Annotated in this window: 22 protein-coding genes; 18 read left to right on the top strand and 4 right to left on the bottom strand. The window is 44.4% G+C overall.

What is annotated here, in order from left to right:
• The first annotated feature begins 451 nt into the window (after positions 1-451).
• The 10 genes from rbsD (at position 452) to NL647_RS05510 (ending at position 9,376) form a co-directional block, all read left to right on the top strand.
• Positions 452-871, top strand: coding sequence for a D-ribose pyranase (gene rbsD / locus NL647_RS05555; RefSeq protein ID WP_009696124.1), 420 nt, complete (start codon positions 452-454; stop codon positions 869-871).
• A 24-nt stretch (positions 872-895) separates the two neighbouring features.
• Positions 896-2,401: a ribose ABC transporter ATP-binding protein RbsA gene (rbsA, locus tag NL647_RS05550; RefSeq protein WP_005452250.1), complete on the top strand. Its 1,506-nt coding sequence runs from the start codon at positions 896-898 to the stop codon at positions 2,399-2,401.
• Positions 2,398-3,381, top strand: coding sequence for a ribose ABC transporter permease (rbsC, locus tag NL647_RS05545; RefSeq protein WP_005452248.1), 984 nt, complete (start codon positions 2,398-2,400; stop codon positions 3,379-3,381). The genes rbsA and rbsC overlap by 4 nt, the downstream gene beginning before the upstream one ends.
• Before the next feature lie 92 nt (positions 3,382-3,473).
• Positions 3,474-4,352, top strand: a complete 879-nt coding sequence (rbsB, locus tag NL647_RS05540; protein WP_005452246.1) for a ribose ABC transporter substrate-binding protein RbsB — start codon at positions 3,474-3,476, stop codon at positions 4,350-4,352.
• A 203-nt stretch (positions 4,353-4,555) separates the two neighbouring features.
• The gene (gene rbsK / locus NL647_RS05535; protein WP_253649795.1) at positions 4,556-5,473 is read left to right on the top strand and encodes a ribokinase; all 918 of its coding nucleotides are present in this window, start codon (positions 4,556-4,558) and stop codon (positions 5,471-5,473) included.
• Positions 5,474-5,488: 15 nt separating this feature from the next.
• Entirely contained in the window at positions 5,489-6,496 is a 1,008-nt protein-coding gene (locus NL647_RS05530) for a substrate-binding domain-containing protein (protein WP_005452243.1), read from the top strand.
• Between the two features lie 226 nt (positions 6,497-6,722).
• The gene (locus NL647_RS05525) at positions 6,723-6,941 is read left to right on the top strand and encodes a hypothetical protein (protein WP_005452242.1); all 219 of its coding nucleotides are present in this window, start codon (positions 6,723-6,725) and stop codon (positions 6,939-6,941) included.
• 158 nt (positions 6,942-7,099) lie between these two features.
• Positions 7,100-7,837, top strand: a complete 738-nt coding sequence (gene pnuC, locus NL647_RS05520) for a nicotinamide riboside transporter PnuC (RefSeq protein ID WP_005452241.1) — start codon at positions 7,100-7,102, stop codon at positions 7,835-7,837.
• A 4-nt stretch (positions 7,838-7,841) separates the two neighbouring features.
• Positions 7,842-8,573: a nucleoside phosphorylase gene (locus NL647_RS05515; RefSeq protein ID WP_005452240.1), complete on the top strand. Its 732-nt coding sequence runs from the start codon at positions 7,842-7,844 to the stop codon at positions 8,571-8,573.
• 122 nt (positions 8,574-8,695) lie between these two features.
• Complete coding sequence (locus NL647_RS05510) at positions 8,696-9,376, top strand: Crp/Fnr family transcriptional regulator (RefSeq protein WP_005452238.1); 681 nt, start codon at positions 8,696-8,698, stop codon at positions 9,374-9,376.
• An 84-nt stretch (positions 9,377-9,460) separates the two neighbouring features.
• Here NL647_RS05510 and NL647_RS05505 read toward each other — a convergent pair whose 3' ends face one another.
• The gene (locus NL647_RS05505) at positions 9,461-9,616 is read right to left on the bottom strand and encodes a DUF3012 domain-containing protein (RefSeq protein ID WP_005452237.1); all 156 of its coding nucleotides are present in this window, start codon (positions 9,614-9,616) and stop codon (positions 9,461-9,463) included.
• A gap of 302 nt (positions 9,617-9,918) precedes the next feature.
• On the opposite strand from NL647_RS05505, the gene NL647_RS05500 reads away from it, so the two are divergent.
• From NL647_RS05500 to vctC, 4 genes are read left to right on the top strand one after another with little or no spacing between them, the layout of a single operon-like run.
• Positions 9,919-10,827 (top strand): siderophore ABC transporter substrate-binding protein, encoded by a 909-nt coding sequence (locus NL647_RS05500; protein ID WP_253649794.1) that lies wholly within the window; start codon positions 9,919-9,921, stop codon positions 10,825-10,827.
• A 22-nt stretch (positions 10,828-10,849) separates the two neighbouring features.
• Positions 10,850-11,785: an iron chelate uptake ABC transporter permease subunit VctD gene (gene vctD / locus NL647_RS05495; RefSeq protein ID WP_253649793.1), complete on the top strand. Its 936-nt coding sequence runs from the start codon at positions 10,850-10,852 to the stop codon at positions 11,783-11,785.
• A complete protein-coding gene (gene vctG, locus NL647_RS05490; RefSeq protein WP_009696071.1) occupies positions 11,778-12,728 on the top strand; it encodes an iron chelate uptake ABC transporter permease subunit VctG in 951 nt (316 codons plus the stop codon). The genes vctD and vctG overlap by 8 nt, the downstream gene beginning before the upstream one ends.
• Positions 12,729-12,730: 2 nt before the next feature.
• Entirely contained in the window at positions 12,731-13,486 is a 756-nt protein-coding gene (vctC, locus tag NL647_RS05485; RefSeq protein WP_009696072.1) for an iron chelate ABC transporter ATP-binding protein VctC, read from the top strand.
• Between the two features lie 87 nt (positions 13,487-13,573).
• Here the strand turns inward: vctC and cueR are convergent, their stop codons facing one another.
• Together cueR and NL647_RS05475 are read right to left on the bottom strand one after the other, a co-directional pair.
• Entirely contained in the window at positions 13,574-13,960 is a 387-nt protein-coding gene (cueR, locus tag NL647_RS05480; RefSeq protein ID WP_005437780.1) for a Cu(I)-responsive transcriptional regulator, read from the bottom strand.
• A gap of 360 nt (positions 13,961-14,320) precedes the next feature.
• Positions 14,321-15,292, bottom strand: coding sequence for a helix-turn-helix domain-containing protein (locus tag NL647_RS05475; RefSeq protein ID WP_049537694.1), 972 nt, complete (start codon positions 15,290-15,292; stop codon positions 14,321-14,323).
• Between the two features lie 116 nt (positions 15,293-15,408).
• Here NL647_RS05475 and NL647_RS05470 point away from each other — a divergent pair, with 116 nt between their 5' ends.
• Together NL647_RS05470 and NL647_RS05465 are read left to right on the top strand one after the other, a co-directional pair.
• Entirely contained in the window at positions 15,409-17,415 is a 2,007-nt protein-coding gene (locus NL647_RS05470) for a TonB-dependent siderophore receptor (RefSeq protein WP_253649792.1), read from the top strand.
• Positions 17,416-17,789: 374 nt separating this feature from the next.
• The gene (locus tag NL647_RS05465; RefSeq protein WP_017818692.1) at positions 17,790-18,071 is read left to right on the top strand and encodes a DUF2218 domain-containing protein; all 282 of its coding nucleotides are present in this window, start codon (positions 17,790-17,792) and stop codon (positions 18,069-18,071) included.
• Positions 18,072-18,431: 360 nt separating this feature from the next.
• Here NL647_RS05465 and NL647_RS05460 read toward each other — a convergent pair whose 3' ends face one another.
• Positions 18,432-18,680: a hypothetical protein gene (locus tag NL647_RS05460; RefSeq protein ID WP_005452227.1), complete on the bottom strand. Its 249-nt coding sequence runs from the start codon at positions 18,678-18,680 to the stop codon at positions 18,432-18,434.
• Between the two features lie 307 nt (positions 18,681-18,987).
• Here NL647_RS05460 and pcp point away from each other — a divergent pair, with 307 nt between their 5' ends.
• Entirely contained in the window at positions 18,988-19,626 is a 639-nt protein-coding gene (gene pcp / locus NL647_RS05455; RefSeq protein WP_253649791.1) for a pyroglutamyl-peptidase I, read from the top strand.
• A 166-nt stretch (positions 19,627-19,792) separates the two neighbouring features.
• Positions 19,793-20,056 (top strand): hypothetical protein, encoded by a 264-nt coding sequence (locus tag NL647_RS05450; RefSeq protein WP_005452225.1) that lies wholly within the window; start codon positions 19,793-19,795, stop codon positions 20,054-20,056.
• The last annotated feature ends 62 nt before the right edge of the window (positions 20,057-20,118 follow it).

Here is a 20,118-nt window from a genome sequence, read left to right as displayed (position 1 = left end):
TGATACTTTCCTTGTATTCGAGGAAATTGTAAGTGTGTGTTTTTCGAAAGTCAGTCAGGTTTCCGATATTTGTGATGCTGTGTGAGGTTTTTTCATGTTCACAGGTGTCACCGTCTCATAAATTGAACAGATTTATTCCAGCGAAAAGGTCTTCAACTCATTCGTCCGACTTATGAATTCAGATTAATACCGATTGAATGGAAGTCTCTCTCCCGTTCAATAGATATCATCGAAACGTTTCGATGGCGAAGTGTGACCTCAATATCTTTTTCTTAATCAGTTAGCACTCAATTACGGATCATTCTCACACCTTATCGATCTGCGACTGGTCAATTCTCCTTGGCGTTCTATTATTGCATCGAAACGTTTCGATGAGTGTTTTGTCAATATAGAAATTAGTCCAAGAGAGACACTCACAGTTGTATGAACGTGTAACCGAAAGGTCGATGAGATGAAAAAAAGTACCCTAATTAACTCAGAAATTTCTTACTTGGTGGCGACGCTGGGTCATACCGACGAAATCACCATTTGTGACGCGGGCTTGCCAATTCCTGATCATGTACAACGTATTGATTTAGCGTTGACTCATGGCGTACCTGGTTTCCTTGATACCGTTCGCGTGATTCTGTCTGAGTCCCAAATTGAAGGGGTCATCATTGCTGAAGAATTCGCAACAGTTAGCCCAGTTCACCACGATGCGCTGATCTCTGAACTAACCAAAGAGAGTGAGCAAACAGGTAAGCAAATCGCGATTAACTATGTATCGCATGAAGATTTTAAAGTTCGTACAGAACAGAGTCGCGCTGTTGTTAGAACAGGCGAGTGCACACCGTATGCGAACGTGATTTTCCAAGCTGGCGTGGTGTTTTAAGCCACAACTAATTGAGGACAAATTATGACTCAAGCCATTCTACAACTAAGCGACATTGAGAAAGCCTTCCCGGGTGTTAAGGCGTTGGATAAAGCCAGCCTTAATGTATACCCGGGTCGAGTGATGGCGCTGATGGGCGAGAACGGGGCAGGTAAGTCGACCTTGATGAAAGTGCTTACAGGCATCTACCACATGGATGCAGGAAGCATCAAATATCAAGGTCAGCCAGCGGCGTTTAAAGGTCCGCGTGATTCTCAAGAAGCGGGCATCAGTATCATTCACCAAGAATTGAACTTGATCCCTGAGCTGACGATTGCTGAAAACATCTATTTAGGTCGTGAATTTACCGGCACGATGGGACGTATTCAGTGGAGCAGAATGTACGAAGAAGCAGATAAGTTGCTTCAACGCCTTAACGTAAAGCACTCTTCAAAAACATTGCTTGGTGATTTAAGTCTTGGTGAGCAGCAAATGGTGGAGATTGCCAAAGCGCTGTCTTTCGAATCCAAAGTCATCATCATGGATGAACCAACGGATGCGTTGACCGACAAAGAGACGGAATCGCTGTTTAAAGTGATTAACGAACTTCGCGACCAAGGTTGCGGCATCGTTTACATCTCACACCGTCTGAAAGAAATCTTCGAAATCTGTGATGACATTACTGTGTTACGTGACGGCAAGTTCATTGGCGAATGCCAAGTTAAAGACACCAACGAAGATGGACTCATCGAAATGATGGTTGGTCGTAAGTTGGAAGAGCAATACCCGCGTATCGATGTGACGCATGGTGATGTTTGTCTTGAAGTGATTGGTTTGACGGGCTCGGGTGTTCATGACATTAGCTTCACGCTTCAACGTGGTGAAATCCTTGGTGTTTCAGGCTTGATGGGCGCGGGGCGTACAGAGTTGATGAAGGTGATTTACGGCGCGCTACCAAGTGAGCGTGGCGTCATCAACTTAGACAATAAGACCATTAACCCGGTTAGCCCACAAGATGGCTTGGCGAATGGTATTGCTTACATCTCTGAAGACCGTAAAGGCGATGGCTTGGTGCTTGGCTTATCCGTGAAGGAGAACATGTCTCTGTGTGCATTGGATAAACTTACCAAAGGCTTCCAAATCCAACATGGCGAAGAAGTCGTGGCGGTAGAAGACTTCATCAAACTGTTCAACATCAAAACGCCAACCCGAGACCAAATCATTGGCAACCTGTCTGGTGGTAACCAGCAGAAAGTGGCAATCGCAAAAGGGCTGATGACCAAACCCAAAGTTCTGATTCTGGATGAGCCAACTCGCGGCGTCGACGTGGGTGCGAAGAAAGAAATCTACCAGCTAATCAACAAATTTAAAGCCGATGGCATGAGCATCATCTTGGTTTCTTCTGAGATGCCTGAAGTGCTAGGCATGAGTGACCGCATCATGGTGATGCACGAAGGTCGAATCACGGGCGAATTTGATGCGAAAGACGCCGACCAAGAAACACTACTCGCTTGTGCCGTAGGCAAGAAGATCAATGAGGAAGCAGCATGAGTACTAATACCATGAGCAAACCAAACGAAACGGGCAGCAAGAAGCTGTTCACTAAAGAGTGGCTGATTGAACAAAAGTCACTGATTGCACTGTTATTTTTGATTGTTGTCGTGTCATTTTTGAACCCGAACTTTTTTACGGTAGACAATATTCTTAATATCCTTCGTCAAACCTCAGTTAACGCAATCATCGCGGTAGGTATGACGTTGGTTATCCTGACCGCAGGCATCGACCTAAGCGTAGGTTCTGTACTCGCACTATGTGGTGCGTTTGCCGCGAGCATGATTGCATTAGAAGTGCCTGTGCTTATCGCAGTTCCGACTGCATTGTTCGCTGGTGCAGCTTTGGGGGCGATCAGCGGTATCATCATTGCCAAAGGTAAGGTTCAAGCCTTTATCGCAACACTGGTTACCATGACGTTACTACGCGGCGTAACCATGGTTTACACCGACGGTCGTCCTATCTCTACGGGCTTTACTGACACAGCAGATGCATTTGCATGGTTTGGCACAGGTTACGCACTTGGTATCCCGGTTCCAGTTTGGTTGATGGTGATTGTCTTTGCGGCAGCTTGGTACCTACTGAACCACACTCGTTTTGGTCGCTATGTGTACGCACTTGGCGGCAACGAATCAGCAACGCGCCTTTCTGGTATCAACGTTGACCGTGTAAAAATTGGTGTATACGCCATCTGCGGTATGTTGGCAGCGCTTGCTGGCATTATCGTGACGTCTCGTCTGTCTTCGGCACAACCAACAGCGGGTATGGGCTACGAGCTAGACGCTATCGCAGCGGTTGTTCTTGGCGGTACCAGCTTGATGGGTGGTAAAGGTCGCATAATGGGAACATTGATTGGTGCTCTAATCATCGGCTTCCTAAACAACGCGCTGAACCTACTCGATGTTTCTTCTTACTACCAAATGATTGCGAAAGCAGTGGTTATCTTGCTAGCAGTACTGGTAGACAACAAAAACAAGTAATTGATATTTAAAATAAAGAGCTCCATTACATCCTGAATACAAACCGAGCCAGAGGACGTGTGCTGGCTCACCCTACACAAAGGACTAGAACGATGAAAAAACTCGCAACTCTTATCTCTGCTGCACTTCTTTCTTCAACCGTATCGGTAGCGGCGCACGCTCAAGATACAATGGCGATTGTAGTTTCTACATTGAATAACCCGTTCTTCGTAACGATGAAAGACGGTGCAGAAGCGAAAGCGAAAGAACTGGGATACGACTTGATTGTACTGGACTCGCAAAATGACCCGAGTAAAGAACTGTCAAACATCGAAGACCTAACGATTCGTGGCGTAAAAGCGATTCTGATTAACCCAACAGATTCAGACGCTGTGTCAAACGCAATTCGTATGGCGAACCGTTCTAAGATCCCTGTGTTGACACTAGACCGTGGTGCAAGCCGTGGTGACGTAGTGAGCCACATCGCTTCTGACAACGTAGTTGGTGGCGAAATGGCTGGTCACTACATCATGGAAAAAGTAGGTGAGAAAGCGAAAGTTATCCAGCTAGAAGGTATTGCCGGTACGTCTGCGGCGCGTGAGCGTGGTGAAGGCTTCATGACAGCAGTGAAGGGCAGCAACATGGAGCTACTAGCAAGCCAACCTGCTGATTTTGACCGTACTAAAGGTCTGAACGTAATGGAAAACTTGCTTGCAGCGAACCCTGACGTTCAAGCAGTATTTGCTCAGAACGATGAGATGGCACTGGGTGCGCTTCGCGCAGTTCAAGCGTCTGGTAAAGATGTACTCATCGTTGGCTTCGACGGCACTGACGACGGCATTGCAGCAGTTAACCGTGGCAAGCTAGCAGCAACTATCGCGCAGCAGCCAGATCTTATTGGTGCTTTGGGTGTAGAAACGGCCGACAAAGTATTGAAAGGTGAGAAGGTTGAGGAGTACATTCCTGTTCCGCTTAAAGTCGTGACTAAGTAAGTTTAACTCCCAACTCAGTGATTCTTCTTTGTTGAAGATAATGGAATGACCCAATGAATGTATTGGGTCATTCCAAACAACAAAATGGTACGTTAGAAAACTGAATCTATTTGAATCGTAATACGCTTACGTTTTTTCAAAGAGCGTAAACCTATTACTCCTGTTCAAATATAAAGGGTTCATTCAGAACCGAGGATAACCGTATGAATAAGTTAGTGGTGTTAGGTAGTGTAAACGCTGACCATGTTCTTCAAGTGCCTTCTTTCCCTCGTCCAGGCGAGACGCTGCATGGTCGCAACTATCAAGTTATCCCAGGTGGCAAGGGTGCCAACCAAGCTGTTGCGGCAGCTCGATTAAACGCAGATATCGGTTTTATTGCGTGTGTGGGTGATGATTCATTCGGCATCAACATTCGTGAGAACTTCAAAATGGATGGCATCGATATTGCTGGCGTGAAAATGCAGCCGAACTGCCCAACGGGCATTGCCATGATTCAAGTGGCGGACAGCGGCGAGAACAGCATTTGTATCTCCGCAGAAGCCAACGCCAAGCTGACTGCAGAGGCGATTGAGCCAGATCTAGAGCGCATTCGTCAGGCTGATTACTTGTTGATGCAACTAGAAACGCCAATGTGCGGCATCGAGAAAGCTGCGCGAATCGCGAAAGATGCCAAAACCAACGTCATTCTGAACCCAGCGCCAGCGCGTGAATTGTCTGATGAGTTACTGTCTTGCATTGATGTCATCACACCAAATGAAACGGAAGCGGAAGTACTAACAGGTGTGACGGTAACGGACGATGACAGCGCACAAGAAGCGGCAAACATCCTGCATTCGAAAGGCATTGAAATCGTCATGGTCACGCTCGGTGCGAAAGGGGTGTGGTTGAGTCAAAACGGTCGCGGTGAAATCATTCCTGGTTTCCGCGTAGAAGCAACAGATACCACAGCGGCGGGCGATACGTTTAATGGGGCATTAGTCACTGGTTTATTGGAAGACTTACCTTTAGAATCAGCGATTAAGTTTGCCCACGCAGCAGCAGCGATCTCAGTAACTCGCTTTGGCGCGCAAACCTCCATTCCAACCCGAAAAGAGGTTGAGGAGTTTCTGGTTAAAAACTAATTAAGGAGTAATAACATGGCAACGATGAAAGACATCGCAAAACTGGCAGGGGTTTCCACCTCAACTGTGAGCCATGTTATTAACAAAACTCGCTTTGTCAGCGAAGAGATTTCGGAACGAGTCAACAACGCTGCCAAAGAGCTCAATTACTACGCGCCTTCAGCTTTGGCGCGTAGCCTCAAAGTCAATCGCACCAAAACCATTGGTATGCTGGTGACTACCTCAACCAACCCATTTTTCGGTGAAGTCGTAAAAGGTGTTGAGCGCAGTTGCTACCATAAAGGCTATAGCCTGATCCTGTGTAACACTGAAGGCGATAACGAACGCATGCGTGATTCCATCAATACGTTGCTACAAAAGCGAGTTGATGGTCTGATTCTAATGTGTTCATCGTTAGAAGGGGAGCGCATTGATGTATTCGAACGTTACCCTGATATTCCAGTTGTAGTGATGGATTGGGGACCAATGCTGTTCACAAGCGATAAGATCCAAGATAACTCACTTCGTGGTGGTTACTTGGCAGCCAAATACCTTATCGATTGTGGTCACAAAGAGATTGGTTGTATCACTGGACCATTAATTAAGCATCAAGCGCAAATGCGTTACGAAGGCTACAAACGCGCGATGATCGAAGCAGAGCTTGAGTTCAACGCCAACTGGATTGTTGAATCGGACTTTGAATGCGAAGGTGGTTATCAAGCCTTCAAAAAAATGGCGGAACGTGGTCCGTTACCAAGTTCTATTTTTGTTTCCAACGACATGATGGCCATGGGCGCAATTAACGCGGCAAATGAGTTGGGTATTCAAGTACCTGAGCAGCTTTCTATCATTGGTTATGACGATATCCACATCGCTAAGTTTATGTCGCCATCCCTCACCACTATTCATCAGCCTAAGTACCGTCTTGGACAAGCTGCTGTAGAGACATTGTTGCGTAAATTGGATGATAAGTCTGACGAAGCTCAGGTTGTGCAATTAGAGCCGACACTGATTGAACGTAAAAGTGTGAAGCGTCTCTCTTAGCTCAAAATTTATTCATTCTCAATAAGTTATAAACCTATACTTTTATTGAAGGTGCTTTTTATTAGGATTTAGGAAGCAACCCCACGCCTTTTGAACAATAAGCCCAACAAAATGTGATTTTTTGCGCGTAAAGTAAAAGATTTCGTGTAGAAATATTCCAAAAAGCTTATTATTAAAAGGGTCTATAAATAGATTTATAAATTATTGTAGCAAATGGAAAATTTTTATGTTCGTCAAGAGATACGCACTGCATTCAGTTAAGAGACCGTGGTTTCACCGTATCAATATTCTCTTAGTCTTATTCGTGTTTTCTTTGAGTGTTTATGAGTTGCTTGCCAATGAAGAATTCATTTACTTATTGGGTATCGCATTTACGTTCATAGCTACAGCACTATTTGCTGCGGCATCATCTTTCAAGAAGCGTTACTTGGGACATGAATCCTAAATAGTGGCGAAGGAATAAGTGTGCTTCAGGCACTTTAAAGCAAGTATTGATCTGATTTATGATCGGGTACATCGAAGGGAGGACAAATGTCCTCCTTTTTGTTTGCTGCGAGGCAATAAGATGAGCACATCCCAAGCACAATAATAAAGGACATCTTCATGGACCTATTTGCCCTGTTAGACATCAATAACACCCTTGTTAATATTCCTATTGGTGGTGGCTATGCGATGAGTTGGATCGAAGCTTTTGGTACGGTTTTCGGTCTGCTTTGTATTTGGTTTGCGAGCCAAGAAAAAACCATTAACTACTTGTTCGGTTTGCTGAACGTAACACTTTTCGCCGTTATCTTTTTCCAGATTCAGCTTTACGGATTGCTTCTGCTTCAATTGTTCTTCTTCTGCGCCAACATTTATGGTTGGTATGCGTGGACAAGACCAAATGCACAAGGTGAGACACTAGAGGTGCGCTGGTTAAGCAAGCAGAAGCTCATCGCGACAGGTTCAGTAAGCATTGTTGCGATTGCGCTGTTAACCATCTATATCGACCCATTCTTTTTTGCGTTGGCTAACATTGCCGTTGATACGTTAAATGTGTTCGGTGCAGGTTTGTCTGAACCTGTGTTGGAGCCAGATGCTTTCCCATTCTGGGATGCAACTATGACCGTTCTGTCTATCGTGGCGCAAATCTTAATGACACGTAAGTACGTTGAGAACTGGATTCTTTGGGTCGTAATCAACATCATCAGCGTTGGTATTTACGCAACACAAGGCGTGTACGCAATGTCGGTTCAATACGCGATTCTAATGTTCATCGCCGCAAACGGCACAAGAGAATGGGCACGTAGTGCGAAACGCAATGGTGATAAGACCCTAACTCAAGCGACAGCGCAAGGTTAAGCCAATGATGAAACAACCTCATATTGGCGTAGACAACACCCAGATAGCATCGCGAGTGATCGTCTGTGGTGAGCCAGATCGAGCAAACCGTATTGCCGCGTTGTTTGATAACGCAGAGTTGGTCTCTGAAAACCGTGAATATAGAGTGTTCACTGGCACATACCAAGGTAAGCAAATCTCAGTATGCAGTACAGGCATAGGCGCTCCTTCGATGATCATTGCGGTGGAAGAGCTAAAACAGTGTGGTGTGACAGACGTGATTCGTGTGGGATCGGCTGGTGCGATGCAATCAGGCATTCAACTCGGTGAGTTGATAGTGGCTGAAGGCGCCGTAAGAGACGAAGGTGGTTCGAAAGCGTACGTTCGATCTTCGTATCCGGCTTACGCAAGCTTTTCGTTACTGAAAGCGCTGGACAACTATTTAGCCGAAAAAGAGGCGCACTATCATTTAGGTGTGGTTCGCTCCCATGACAGCTTCTATACCGACGACGAAGAAGCGATTTGCGAATACTGGAACAAGAAAGGCATCCTAGGCGCGGATATGGAGACCTCGGCTCTGTTTACTGTCGGTCGTTTGCGTGGACTGAATGTTGCCTCCATTCTGAACAATGTGGTTTTGTATCAGCAGGATGTGAAAGAAGGCGTAGGACAGTACGTAGACGAAGCGCAAGTGATGATGGAAGGGGAGCGTTTAGCGTCTTACGCTGCTCTTGAAGCCTTAATTGCGCAGAGTTAACTGGATCACAGCTTAGTTAATTTTTAAAGCGGCACTTTGGTGTCGCTTTTTTATTGGCTGTCATCAAACGATTCTAGCGAGTACAATCTATTTGAGATTGTTGTCATTAAAGAGAAACTCACGTGAAAATCAGCCCTTACTCAACCGGACGTTTCAAAAGCTTTCTAGAACAGAAAAGTGCCGAGTTTCGTGACTTAATCTATCAATGCCAAATCGGCAGTCGATACTTTGACTCTGGTGAAGAGATCCTTCGCCAAGGTGAGCAGCTTCAATATCTGTATGTTGTGCCAGTCGGTCGAGTTTCAATGAGTATTATTGCTGTCAACGGTCGTCGTTTTCAATTGGGTGAAGCCAATTGCGATTATCATATCTATGGTGAAATGGAGTACTTCACGCAAACGCCTTGTCAGTGGAACGTCGTCGCCGATGAACATATGCAAGTGGATATTATCTGCATCCAAAAACTGACTGAGGCATTGCATCAGCAACCTGACATGATGTTTTTCTTTGCTTCTGCTTTGGCGGAGGATTATCAAGATTCAATGGATATCTATACCAATCGCTTGTTGCACCCAATTACTTACAACATTGCTTATGATTTGCTAGTACAAAAGCAGACCAACACCTTGTTGGGTGGGTTTGACAAAGTAAACCAAGAAGCGGAAAGATTTGGCACGTCAGGACGCGTTTATCGTCGAGCGGTAAAAGATCTGATGGACAAAGGTTTGATCAGAAAAGGCGAGCAGGGGCTTGAGATTGTTGATGAAGCGGCACTAAAAACATTTCTTGATGCTTACGAATAACCCACAACGTTAGAATTCCGAAATACAATGTTGTGGGTCATCATGATCACTTTTTACTAAGAGCGATAAGCGCTTATTTCTGAATTAGAAAACACAGTGCTTAGCAAAATCGGAAGCTTCGTTAGCAGTCCAATCGCCTTTTGGTTTCTCTTTCATATCGTTACACCACGCTTCACTGCCAACTTCCGTACATGCCATTAGCTGTGCTGCTACAAATAAAACCAATGCTAACTTCTTCATTATCTAGTCCTTTTTAGTGAGTCATTTAAAAGAAGTATAAACATTCATTAAAGTGATAAATATTAATTTGATAACTTTGCGCTTACCGTCTCAAATTCGATATTGGTGAGGTGTAATTCGTTGATTTAGACCCACTAAACCTTTAAATCGCCGCCGCGTCTACAAACCAAGTCATTCTCGCTGAACCTAGCATCTCGAGGTTACTTGGGTATAAAGTTATTAAAGAATCGGTTGAATGCCTGATTGAGTAACGATATATTGCGAATGCGCATGATAATGGATCTCATTTAAGGCTTAGAATAATGGAAAAACTCGTCAGTGCGGCTCTTGTTTCGCTGCTAACAATCTCACCTGCTTTTGCTGCAACCGTCAAAATCGATCACTACATGGGAACGACAGAAGTCGAACAATCGCCAAAACGTGTGGTTGTGATTGGCTTTGGTCCACTCGATACACTCGACAGTTTTGGTATTGACCCTGTAGCAGTATCGAACGCCTCCCATCTTCCAAAGTACTTATCTAAGTACAGTAAAGCTCATTACAAATCGGCAGGTAGTCTGTTCGAACCAGACTTCGAAACCATCTACATGCAAAAACCAGATTTGATTTTGGTTGGTCCTCGCGGTTCGTCAAAATACGATGAGTTAAGTGAAATTGCCCCAACGGTAGTATTTGCTTCAGGCGAGAATGAAGATTACTGGCAAGGGACCAAAGCACAATGGCGAAATATTGGCAAAATCTTCAATATCGAGGATAAGGTCGAGCAAAAAATTACAAAGTTAGACGCTCAATTCAAAGCAATTCGTGATTATAACCAAGCTCATAATAACGATGCGCTTACGATTCTAAGTATTGGTGACAACATCAGTGCATTTGGTGCGAAATCTCGTTTTGGGGCGATTTACACAGATTTTGGCTTTACAGAAACAGTGAAGAGCCTCAAAACAGGCACGCACGGTGACGTAATCTCTTATGAGTTTATTCGCGAAGCTAATCCGAAAAATATTCTAGTTATTGATAGAAATTCACTTCACGCAAAGTCTGATCATGACCTCGCTAAAGCGCTGGATAACGATTTGGTTAAAGCGACTTCGGCTTACAAGAACAAGAAAATTACTTTTCTAGATGTTGACGCATGGTATTTAGCAATGTCCGGCGTGACCGCAACGGAAAAGATGGTGAGTGAAATTAAACACACGATCGATCTGTAAGCGAAGCTAGCTGAGGTTAACTTTGAAAAAGTTATTGCTTGTTCTTGTTGTTCTAAGCGTTGCATCGTTGTTTGTTGGGGTGGCAAATATGACACCCCAACAGTTGTTTTCGGGCGATGCAAAAGCACTAGAGCTTTTCTTTACTAGCCGGGTTCCACGTTTATTTGCCATCCTTCTTGCGGGAGCAGGGCTAAGCATCGCTGGATTAGTGATGCAGCAAATTAGCCAAAACCGATTCGCCGCGCCTTCAACAACAGGCACGATTGAGTGTGCCATGCTTGGTTACGTAATGAGTGTGGTGTTTTTTGGTAATGGCGAACAGCTTTGGCTTGTCTTCGCTGTCTCTATCCTGGGTACCTTGATGTTCGTCCAGTTCATTCAACGTATTCAATTCAAAAGCGTCGTGTTTGTGCCGCTCGTGGGCATCATCTTTGGTAACGTTGTTGACGCTGTTACTACTTTAATTGCCTACAAATACGATGCACTACAAAGCCTGTCAGCATGGAGCGTAGCAAACTTTGCAAACATTTTGCGTGGTGATTTTGAGCTGCTTTATATTGCTGTTCCCGTCGCTCTTTTAAGTTACCTATTTGCCGCACGCATTTCTGCGGTTGGCATTGGTAAAGACTTTGCAGTAAACCTTGGGCTGAACTATCAGCAAGTGGTGACGTTAGGCGTACTTTTGGTGTCGGTAATGTCAGCCAGTGTGGTGATGATCGTAGGTCAACTGCCTTTTTTGGGGCTTATCGTGCCAAACTTAGTCAGTTACTTCTACGGTGATAATCTCAAACGCAATATCCCGCTTACTGCCATGTACGGGGCAATACTCGTTTTGGCGTGTGACTTGGTTAGCCGATTGATCATCTTCCCTCATGAAATGCCGATTTCAATCGTGATCAGCATCTTGGGCGGAGTGGTGTTTATCGCGATGTTGTTGCGAGGTAAGCAAAGTGCGTGATTCCAAGAAACTGTTCTTATTGGCAGCCGTCGCGCTGCTTTTTGCTTTTTTGTTTATTGGTATTGGCTTAACAGCAGATAACTACCAGTACTTTTTGTCGCGACGTGTGCCTAAAGTGTTGGCTATGGTATTGGCGGGTATTGCGATTGCTCAATCTTCGTTGGTGTTCCAAACCATTACCCACAACCGGATTCTTACTCCAAGCATCATGGGGTTTGATGCGTTGTATGTGTTAACGCAAGTACTGATTGTTTTGTTGTTTGGTGGTTTAAGCGCTCTCGTTCTGAATGTCTACATCAACTTCTCGATTGCTGTGCTGGTCATGGTGGGATTTTCGCTATTGCTGTTTGGGTTTTATTTTTCAAAAGGCGGGCGCAACCTCATCACTTTGCTATTGGTTGGGCTGATCTTTGGGCAGTTGTTTAACAACATTGCGGTGTTCTTTTCTCTTCTTATGGACCCAAATACTTTTGCGTTTGTGCAATCTAAACTGTACGCGAGTTTCAATAATGTGAAGGTGAACTTGGTGTATCTCAGTTCACCAATATTGCTCATCGCTTGCTGGTTGTTGTATCGCATGCATCGTACTTTAGATGTTTTTTGGCTAGACCAAGACAATGCTAAGAGTCTTGGGGTTGATGTCCCTAAAGTGACGCGCAATGTCTTTATTCTCTCTGCGGTTCTCATTGCCATTTCGACGGCTTTAGTCGGACCAATCATGTTCTTTGGTTTATTGGTGACAAACTTGAGCCGTGAAATGTTCCGCTCTTACCAGCATCGTACCTTGTTAATAGGTTGCTCTTTGATGGCAATTTGTGCCTTATTGTCGGGGCAATGGATTATAGAAAACGTCTTTTCATTTGAAACGACGCTGAGCGTAGTGATTAACTTTATTGGTGGTATCTACTTCTTGTATCTACTGCTGAAAAACAAAGTCGTATAAACATGATAGTTATAGATAAATTAACCAAAGCATTTGGTTCCAACAAAGTGGTTGATGGCGCGGATACCCAATTTGAGAAAGGGAAGGTGACATCGATTATTGGCCCAAACGGAGCAGGAAAGAGTACCTTGCTGTCCATGGCGTCACGATTGACTGAGCGAGATGGTGGTAGTGTCATGATCGACTGCAAAGAGATTGCAGATTGGGACACCAAAGAACTTGCGAAAAAGTTGGCGGTATTACGTCAAGCTAACACGATTACGATGCGTTTTACCGTAAAAGAATTGGTATCGTTTGGGCGATTCCCTTATTCAAAAGGCAACTTGTCCAAAGATGACCATGCGATTATCGACCAAGCCATCGACTACTTAGATCTGAAAGAAATTCAAGATAAGTTCTTAGATGAATTGAGTGGTGGTCAACGACAGTTGGCATTTATTGCGATGGTGATAGCCCAAGATACGGATTATGTTTTCCTCGATGAACCATTGAATAACCTTGATATCAAGCATTCGCTTCAAATCATGAGAGTCGTTCAACGTCTTGCGCATGATATGAATAAAGCTATGGTGGTGGTGATCCACGATATTAATTTTGCAGCTTGTTATTCCGATGAGATCCTTGCTCTGAAGAAGGGTAAAGTGGTTGCCAGTGGCAAGGTAGATGAGGTAATTCAGGCGTCCACGCTAGAAGACATCTACGAGACACCTTTTAATATCATTGAGCTTAATGGCAAGCGTATGTGTACTTACCATTAAAGCGATATTTACTAAAACAGAATTACGTTAAAACAGTACCTTACTAGAGCAATAGCCCTGTAAACCGAAATAGAAATGTTGATGAGCTTACTTGGTGAGCTCATCAATGATTGGACATCGGCTCTCGGCATCGCCCGGACAAGATGAAACCCAACCTTCTAATTGCTTTTTAATTTCCAACAAGTGAGCGATTTTTTGCTCCACTTCATGAAGTTTATCCATCGTACGCGCTTTCACTTCGCTACTTTTGCGATTTGGATTATGCGCCAGTTGCACAAATTCTTTGCATTCTTGCAGTGAGAATCCCGCATTTTTTGCCCGGGAAACAAGGTTGAGCTCTTGGATGTGTTTGTCAGAATATTCGCGATAACCTGAATCGCTACGAGCTGGTGATGAAATGATGCCTTTGTCTTCATACATACGAATCGATTTAGAAGACAACCCCGTTAGTTTCGCAACTGCACCAATATTCATGATGACCTCTGTATTTCAGATAACCTTTCTCGCGAGTATAACGCCAAGTGTTTGTCTTCCCAAATAGCTTTGAGAGCAAATTTATATGGATATATACCCAAGTGACTTCAAGATGCAGGATTCAGAGCGTTGTCATTGATTCGAGAGTAAGGAAAACAACGCAGTGTAATAGCCAGCTCTTTCCAAGTTGTTTGACGCAGCAATCGGGTCAATGACACGCTCCCAAAGGGCGAGCTGCCTTGGCTTGTATACTTTGTTGCCGATTCTTGATTTAGACCCACTAAACCTTTAAATCGCCGCAGCGTCTACAAACCAAGTCATTCTCGCTGAACCTAGCATCTCGAGGTTACTTGGGTATACTCAATGGCTGTTGACGACTTCATGTGGGGGAACTCCAAATACTTTCTTGAAGGCGTTGGTAAAGTTTGATGGATGATGATAGCCCGCTTCGTATGCCGCTTCTGTGATAGTCACTAATCCGCGTTCTAAATGCTGGCGAGCGATCTCTAAGCGGCGATGGCGGATGTAACCATTAATGGTCATGTTAAAAGCTTGTTTGAAACGTCGTTGGAGGTTTGAAACGCTCATTGCAAACTCTTCTGCTAGACGCTCTAAGGTTAAATCTTCATCGAGATGTGTTTCTATGTAACTGACTACATTTTCTACGCGAGTGTCAGCGGAGCGATGCTGTTTTTCACATACCGCGCAGTAATCGTCAGGCATTTGCCCGATTGAGTGGGAAAGCACTTGGTAAATCAAGCTTTCGACCTCTATACGATCTTTCATATTTGTCGGAGATTCACGTTGAGTGAGAGAGCGTGCAAGCTCAATTAACGTCTCATTAAGCTCCAGTGTGTAAAAAGCTTGGTGAGTTTCAATGAAGCGCTTGTGTCCACAATTTCCCGCCATTCTCGATTCTAACCAAGGTGGTTTAATAAGAATGTTGATCTTATTCATTCTGTTATTTTGAATCAGTGAGCGGCGGAAGTTAGCGGGTTTTGCTAGGTTAACAACCACACCTTGTGGTGCTTTGTTAGCGTCAAAGTCGAATTGAAGATCGTCATAGCCAAAAGATAGCTTTCCCTCAAGAAGGATAGTAATCAGTAGGGCTGAATGGGCAGTAGAGACTATATTGGAATCGACTAATTCGATGCATCGTCCGCCATGGACAAAGATCTGGTCGTTGTATTGGTAGGAGAGAAATTTCCCTTCAGCAAGCTGAGTTTGGCTGCTTTGACCTTGCGTAACAATTATTTGTTTTTCCGTCTGCTCAAGCTTTTTGGTGAGAGCTACTTTGGCAATTTTAGTTCTTTTTTTGGTCTCTGCCGCCATTTGACGTTTCCTCATAACACCTATGCGATTTTGCATAAGTGATTCGTCTTTGTATTTATGAATTGAGATCCTATCATGCGTGAGAATTATTATCATTTATATTTAGGAAGACGTTTATGGAAAGCCCTGTTCGCTCACCAATTAAGCTCTCAAGCCTATGCCTAGCAGTGGGGATGGCGCTTGCCCATCCAGCTTTAGCTCAAGATCAAGACTCTCACTTCGAAGAGGTAGTTGTGTGGGGGACGAAAGTATCCAGCAACACCGAATCAATGTTTGCTGACGATATGTCGCTCAAGCAAGCCGATCACATGTCGGATTTACTTCGTGATATTCCGGGCGTTGATGTGGGTGGTACGCACTCTGTCAACCAACGCATTACGATTCGCGGTCTTGGTGAAACCGACCTTGATATCCGTTTGGACGGAGCCTCTCAGCACGCCAACATGTTCCACCATATTGGTAATCTTACGCTTAACCCGGACATTTTGAAGTCAGCGGATATCCAAGTGGGTAATAACTCGGTAACTCAAAGTGGTCTTGGTGGGGCGGTGTACTTTGAAACCAAAGATGCACGTGATCTGCTGCGTTACGATGAAAACTTTGGTGCGCGTGTTTACGGTGGTTATGCGTCTAATGATAACCAACAGGGCTCTTTAACGCTTTATGGGCTGTTGTCTGAAAGCGTGGACGTTATGGTCTACGGTCACTATGTGACGCGTGATGACTTTAAAGATGGTGATGGTAAGAAAACCTTTGGCTCGGAAGGTGACGTTTACAATATCCTAGGGAAATTAGGGTACGAATTTGGTGATATCCATCGCATTGAAATCTCTTACGACATGTACCGTGACAGTGGTGATTATAACCCACGACCTGATATGTCTGGTGGCGCGAACAATGGCCTATCCAACAACTTATTGATTCCGACTGATTATGATCGTGACACGGTCACTCTTAGTTATGAATTGCGCGGCGATCAACACCAAGGTGACGTAACACTTTACAACACCGAGACTGAAATTGTTCGTGATGAATCCGTAATGGCACCGCGTTGGCCTGCAAATCGTTTGTCGAAAAACACGGCGAAAAACCAGAACTTTGGTTTGAGTGCAAAATTCCAATCACTGCTGACATTGGGTGATTTTGATCATCGTGCGACGTACGGTCTTGATTACATGGATAAGACTTCGGAGAGTTACTACGGCAGCAGTAAGTTCATGGATGAATCCGCGGTCTCTACAGCGTTATTCGTTGAAGACCAATTCTTCATTTCTGATGCTCTCTCCATCACAGCGGGTCTGCGTTTTGACGATTACCAGCGCAAAGCAGAAACAGGTAATAACGATTACGATGAAGTGACATGGGCACTGGCAGCAGAGTGGGCAATAACACAAGACTGGACGCTATTTGCAAGCTCTCGTTCACTCTTTAAAGGTCCAGAATTAATGGAAACCTTTATCGCTTACCAAGATGTGGCTTACCTACAAGATGGTTTGAAACCAGAAACGGGGCAAAACACACAAGGTGGCGTGCGCTTTGACAAAACCATGGATGCGCATTCATTTGGTGCAAATTTAACCTTCTTCCAAACTGATATTGATAACTACATTGCTGAAGAGTACCAACGTACTACGAAAACTTATCTTATTTACAATTTGGGTGATGTGGAAATCAAGGGCTTCGAAGCAAGTGCCTTCTATGGTTATGAAAGCTTCGGTAGCAAACTGTCATACTCTAAATCAGATACAGAGAACAAAGATACTGGTGGTCCTGTCGCGGGCGGCAATGGTCGCAGTATTGATATGGGTGACAGCATCTCGCTGACGTTGGATTACCAATCTGATTCGCTAGAAACCATCTTCGGTTGGAACTCAATGTTTGTTCTTGAAGAAGATAATGTGTTTGATGGTCAACCTAAGAAAGACAGTTACGATGTACATAACTTGTACGCACAATGGGTGCCTTCTGACATCGATGGTCTATCGGTAACATTTGGTATCGATAACGTCTTTGACGAGCTATATACGTCTCATGCATCTCGTTCGGGGACGGCCCGAGGTATTACTTTGGATGATTACGAGCCAGGACGTAACTATAAGTTATCGGCGGCTTATCAATTCTAATATACCCAAGTAACCTCGAGATGCTAGGTTCAGCGAGAATGACTTGGTTTGTAGACGCGGCGGCGATTTAAAGATCTAGTCATTCTAAATCAAGAATCGGCAACAAAGTATACAAGCCAAGGCAGCTCGCCCTTTGGGAGCGTGTCATTGACCCGATTGCTGCGTCAAACAACTTGGAAAGAGCTAGCTATTACACTGCGTTGTTTTCCTTACTCTCGAATCAATGACAGCGCTCTGAATCCTGCATCTTGAAGTCACTTGGGTATAACAACCTTAGCTATTTGGCTCTCATCAGAGAGCCATGTTTTATTCTGGAGAGCTCGAAAGGTACAGCCTAGCGAGAGAGATTTGTTTATGAAGGGAAGTGTAAACCAATGATCAAAGAAACGACGAAAATCGAAAGCGAGCATGCGAGTAAATACCTCGTCACCTTATGTCGCCATTTTGCTCGCAAGGTACCTGCGACTTGGAATGACGAAAAGGGCTTAGTGACGTTTCCTGTCGGAAGCACGGAATTTAGGTTGGAAGGGGAGTGCCTCTTGGTTATCTGTGAAGCGGAATCTGAAGAATTGTTGGTAAAAGTGAAGGCTGTTGTGGCTTCTCATATCGAGATGTTCTCACGAAGAGAAACAATCGAGCTCACTTGGGTTCGCTAATTAGCCGTTATCTTTTCGTTGATGCCAGAAAAAAGCCCCGCTTAGTCCAAGGCTGTCAAGCGGACTAAACGAGGCAAACAGAGCAACTAGGAACACTGCTCTGCGATGGTGTCCGGAAACGAACATTAGAATCGCTTCCGAGATAAATTCTAGGGGTTTCTTTCGCAGTTTTGTCAGCGAAATGTCACGAGTTAAGTCGTTGGTGGCAAGCTTATTTTTTATTTTTGAACAATAGCTTAGAAACCAAACAGGACTTGTAGGAATTACCTTAAACCTCTGACAGTAGACATAAAAAAGCTCGCTGTTTAAGCGAGCTTTACTGTTTTAGAACCCTCTAAGATTAGAGGTAAAAACATTCGATTAGTGTTTGCGCTGTGGACCGTTACGAACGATGTCTTTACCGTTATCGTAAACGTGCTGAGAAACCCAACGACCAAGGATCAATTGGTGTTTGTCACCCAATACTGCCACAAATGGACGACCATCTGTGTTCGTTGTCGCAAGTGCCACACCGGTTACGCCCTCAAGACCCAGTGCGCCACTTTCAATAAGGTGTAAGAAGGCTTCAAGCTCTTCTAGTGTTTCGATAACTTGATTATCAATGTTCATCGTATTCAATCTCTTCGAATTGTAGATACTCAATGGTCGCGTACTCTACCTAAGTTACGGACAGAAACCAAGAAAGGATTTGTACTAACCAAATGGCTCAAGGGACGAGGAGTAGGGACATGCGAGTGGTTTGAATTCAAGCAAGCAATGGTGAAATCAGGGTGGATCTCAGATTTTCAATCCGAAGCGCAGCGTAATCTTTGGTGGGTGGGAAAAGCGATGTAATAATGCTTCACGTTCTAAAGCTAAGCTGTTGTAAATTCATCATCAACGATTCGTTAAGACCACTACTATGAGACCCGCCACTATGAAGAAAGTTTTGATTACTGGTTTTGAACCCTTTGGTGGGGAATCTATCAACCCTGCCTTAGAGGCCGTAAAGCGCTTAAACGGTAGAAAACTCGATGGGGGTGAAGTGGTAATGTGCCAAGTGCCTGTTACTCGATATGAATCCATTGAAGCAGTGATAGAATCACTAGAACTGCATCAGCCCGATATTGTTATCACAGTTGGTCAAGCGGCAGGACGTACTGCGATTACTCCTGAGCGCGTTGCAATTAATGTGGATGACTTTCGTATTCCGGATAATGGTGGTCATCAACCGATAGATGAACCAGTGATCCCTGATGGTCCGGATGCTTATTTTACGACGTTACCGATTAAGGCGATAACAAGAGCACTGCAACAAGAAAACATTCCATGCCAAGTCTCAAACACGGCAGGGACCTTCGTATGTAATCATCTCTTTTATGGTGTTCAACATTATTTACGCGATAAATCGGTACGTCATGGTTTTGTGCATATCCCACTTTTGCCAGAACAAGATAGCTCGGGCAACCAGCCTACGATGTCACTGGACGTCATTGTTGAAGGGTTGGCGCGATTGGCTCAAGTAGCCATAGATAATGAATCAGATATCGCCGTGACCGCAGGGCAGATTTGCTGATGAGATATCATCGAGCCTCTGCCATTAGGCGCATCACTCGGTGTTCTTGTATCTGTTAAGTTGCTCAAATTTTGTGGGCTATGAAAGGAGTAGCATTGAGGTGACAGATGAAAGAGTTTAACTCATTCATTTTGCTCTCTCGTTTCAATAAAAAAGGCGAACTATCATGAAAAGCAATAGAAGTAAGATCATTGCGCTTTCCTCTGCGGTTGTTTTCGCTTTGGCTATTGCGGCCCTAAAATTCGAAAACACTCTCGGACTGCTTCCTATACTCGTTGCCATTGTGGCGTTCTTTACTTGTGTCATTCATACCAGTATGCATCTATCTGGCGTAGGCAATGCAGATGCGTTTGGTTATTACGAACGATCACAGCAAACTAAAGCAAAAGCGCTTCATCAGGGCTTAAACTCCCGAGATAAAAAGCGTTGAAGCATGTCACATTCTCCGTATACTTTGGCTAAGCATTAAAGCACAAGCTTGTCGGAGAAAAG

Origin of the sequence: Vibrio sp. Y29_XK_CS5, from assembly GCF_024181835.1 — a bacterium.
Classification (GTDB): domain Bacteria; phylum Pseudomonadota; class Gammaproteobacteria; order Enterobacterales; family Vibrionaceae; genus Vibrio; species Vibrio harveyi.
Note: the sequence above shows the minus strand (reverse complement) of the source record. Positions and strands in the feature narration are given on the sequence as shown.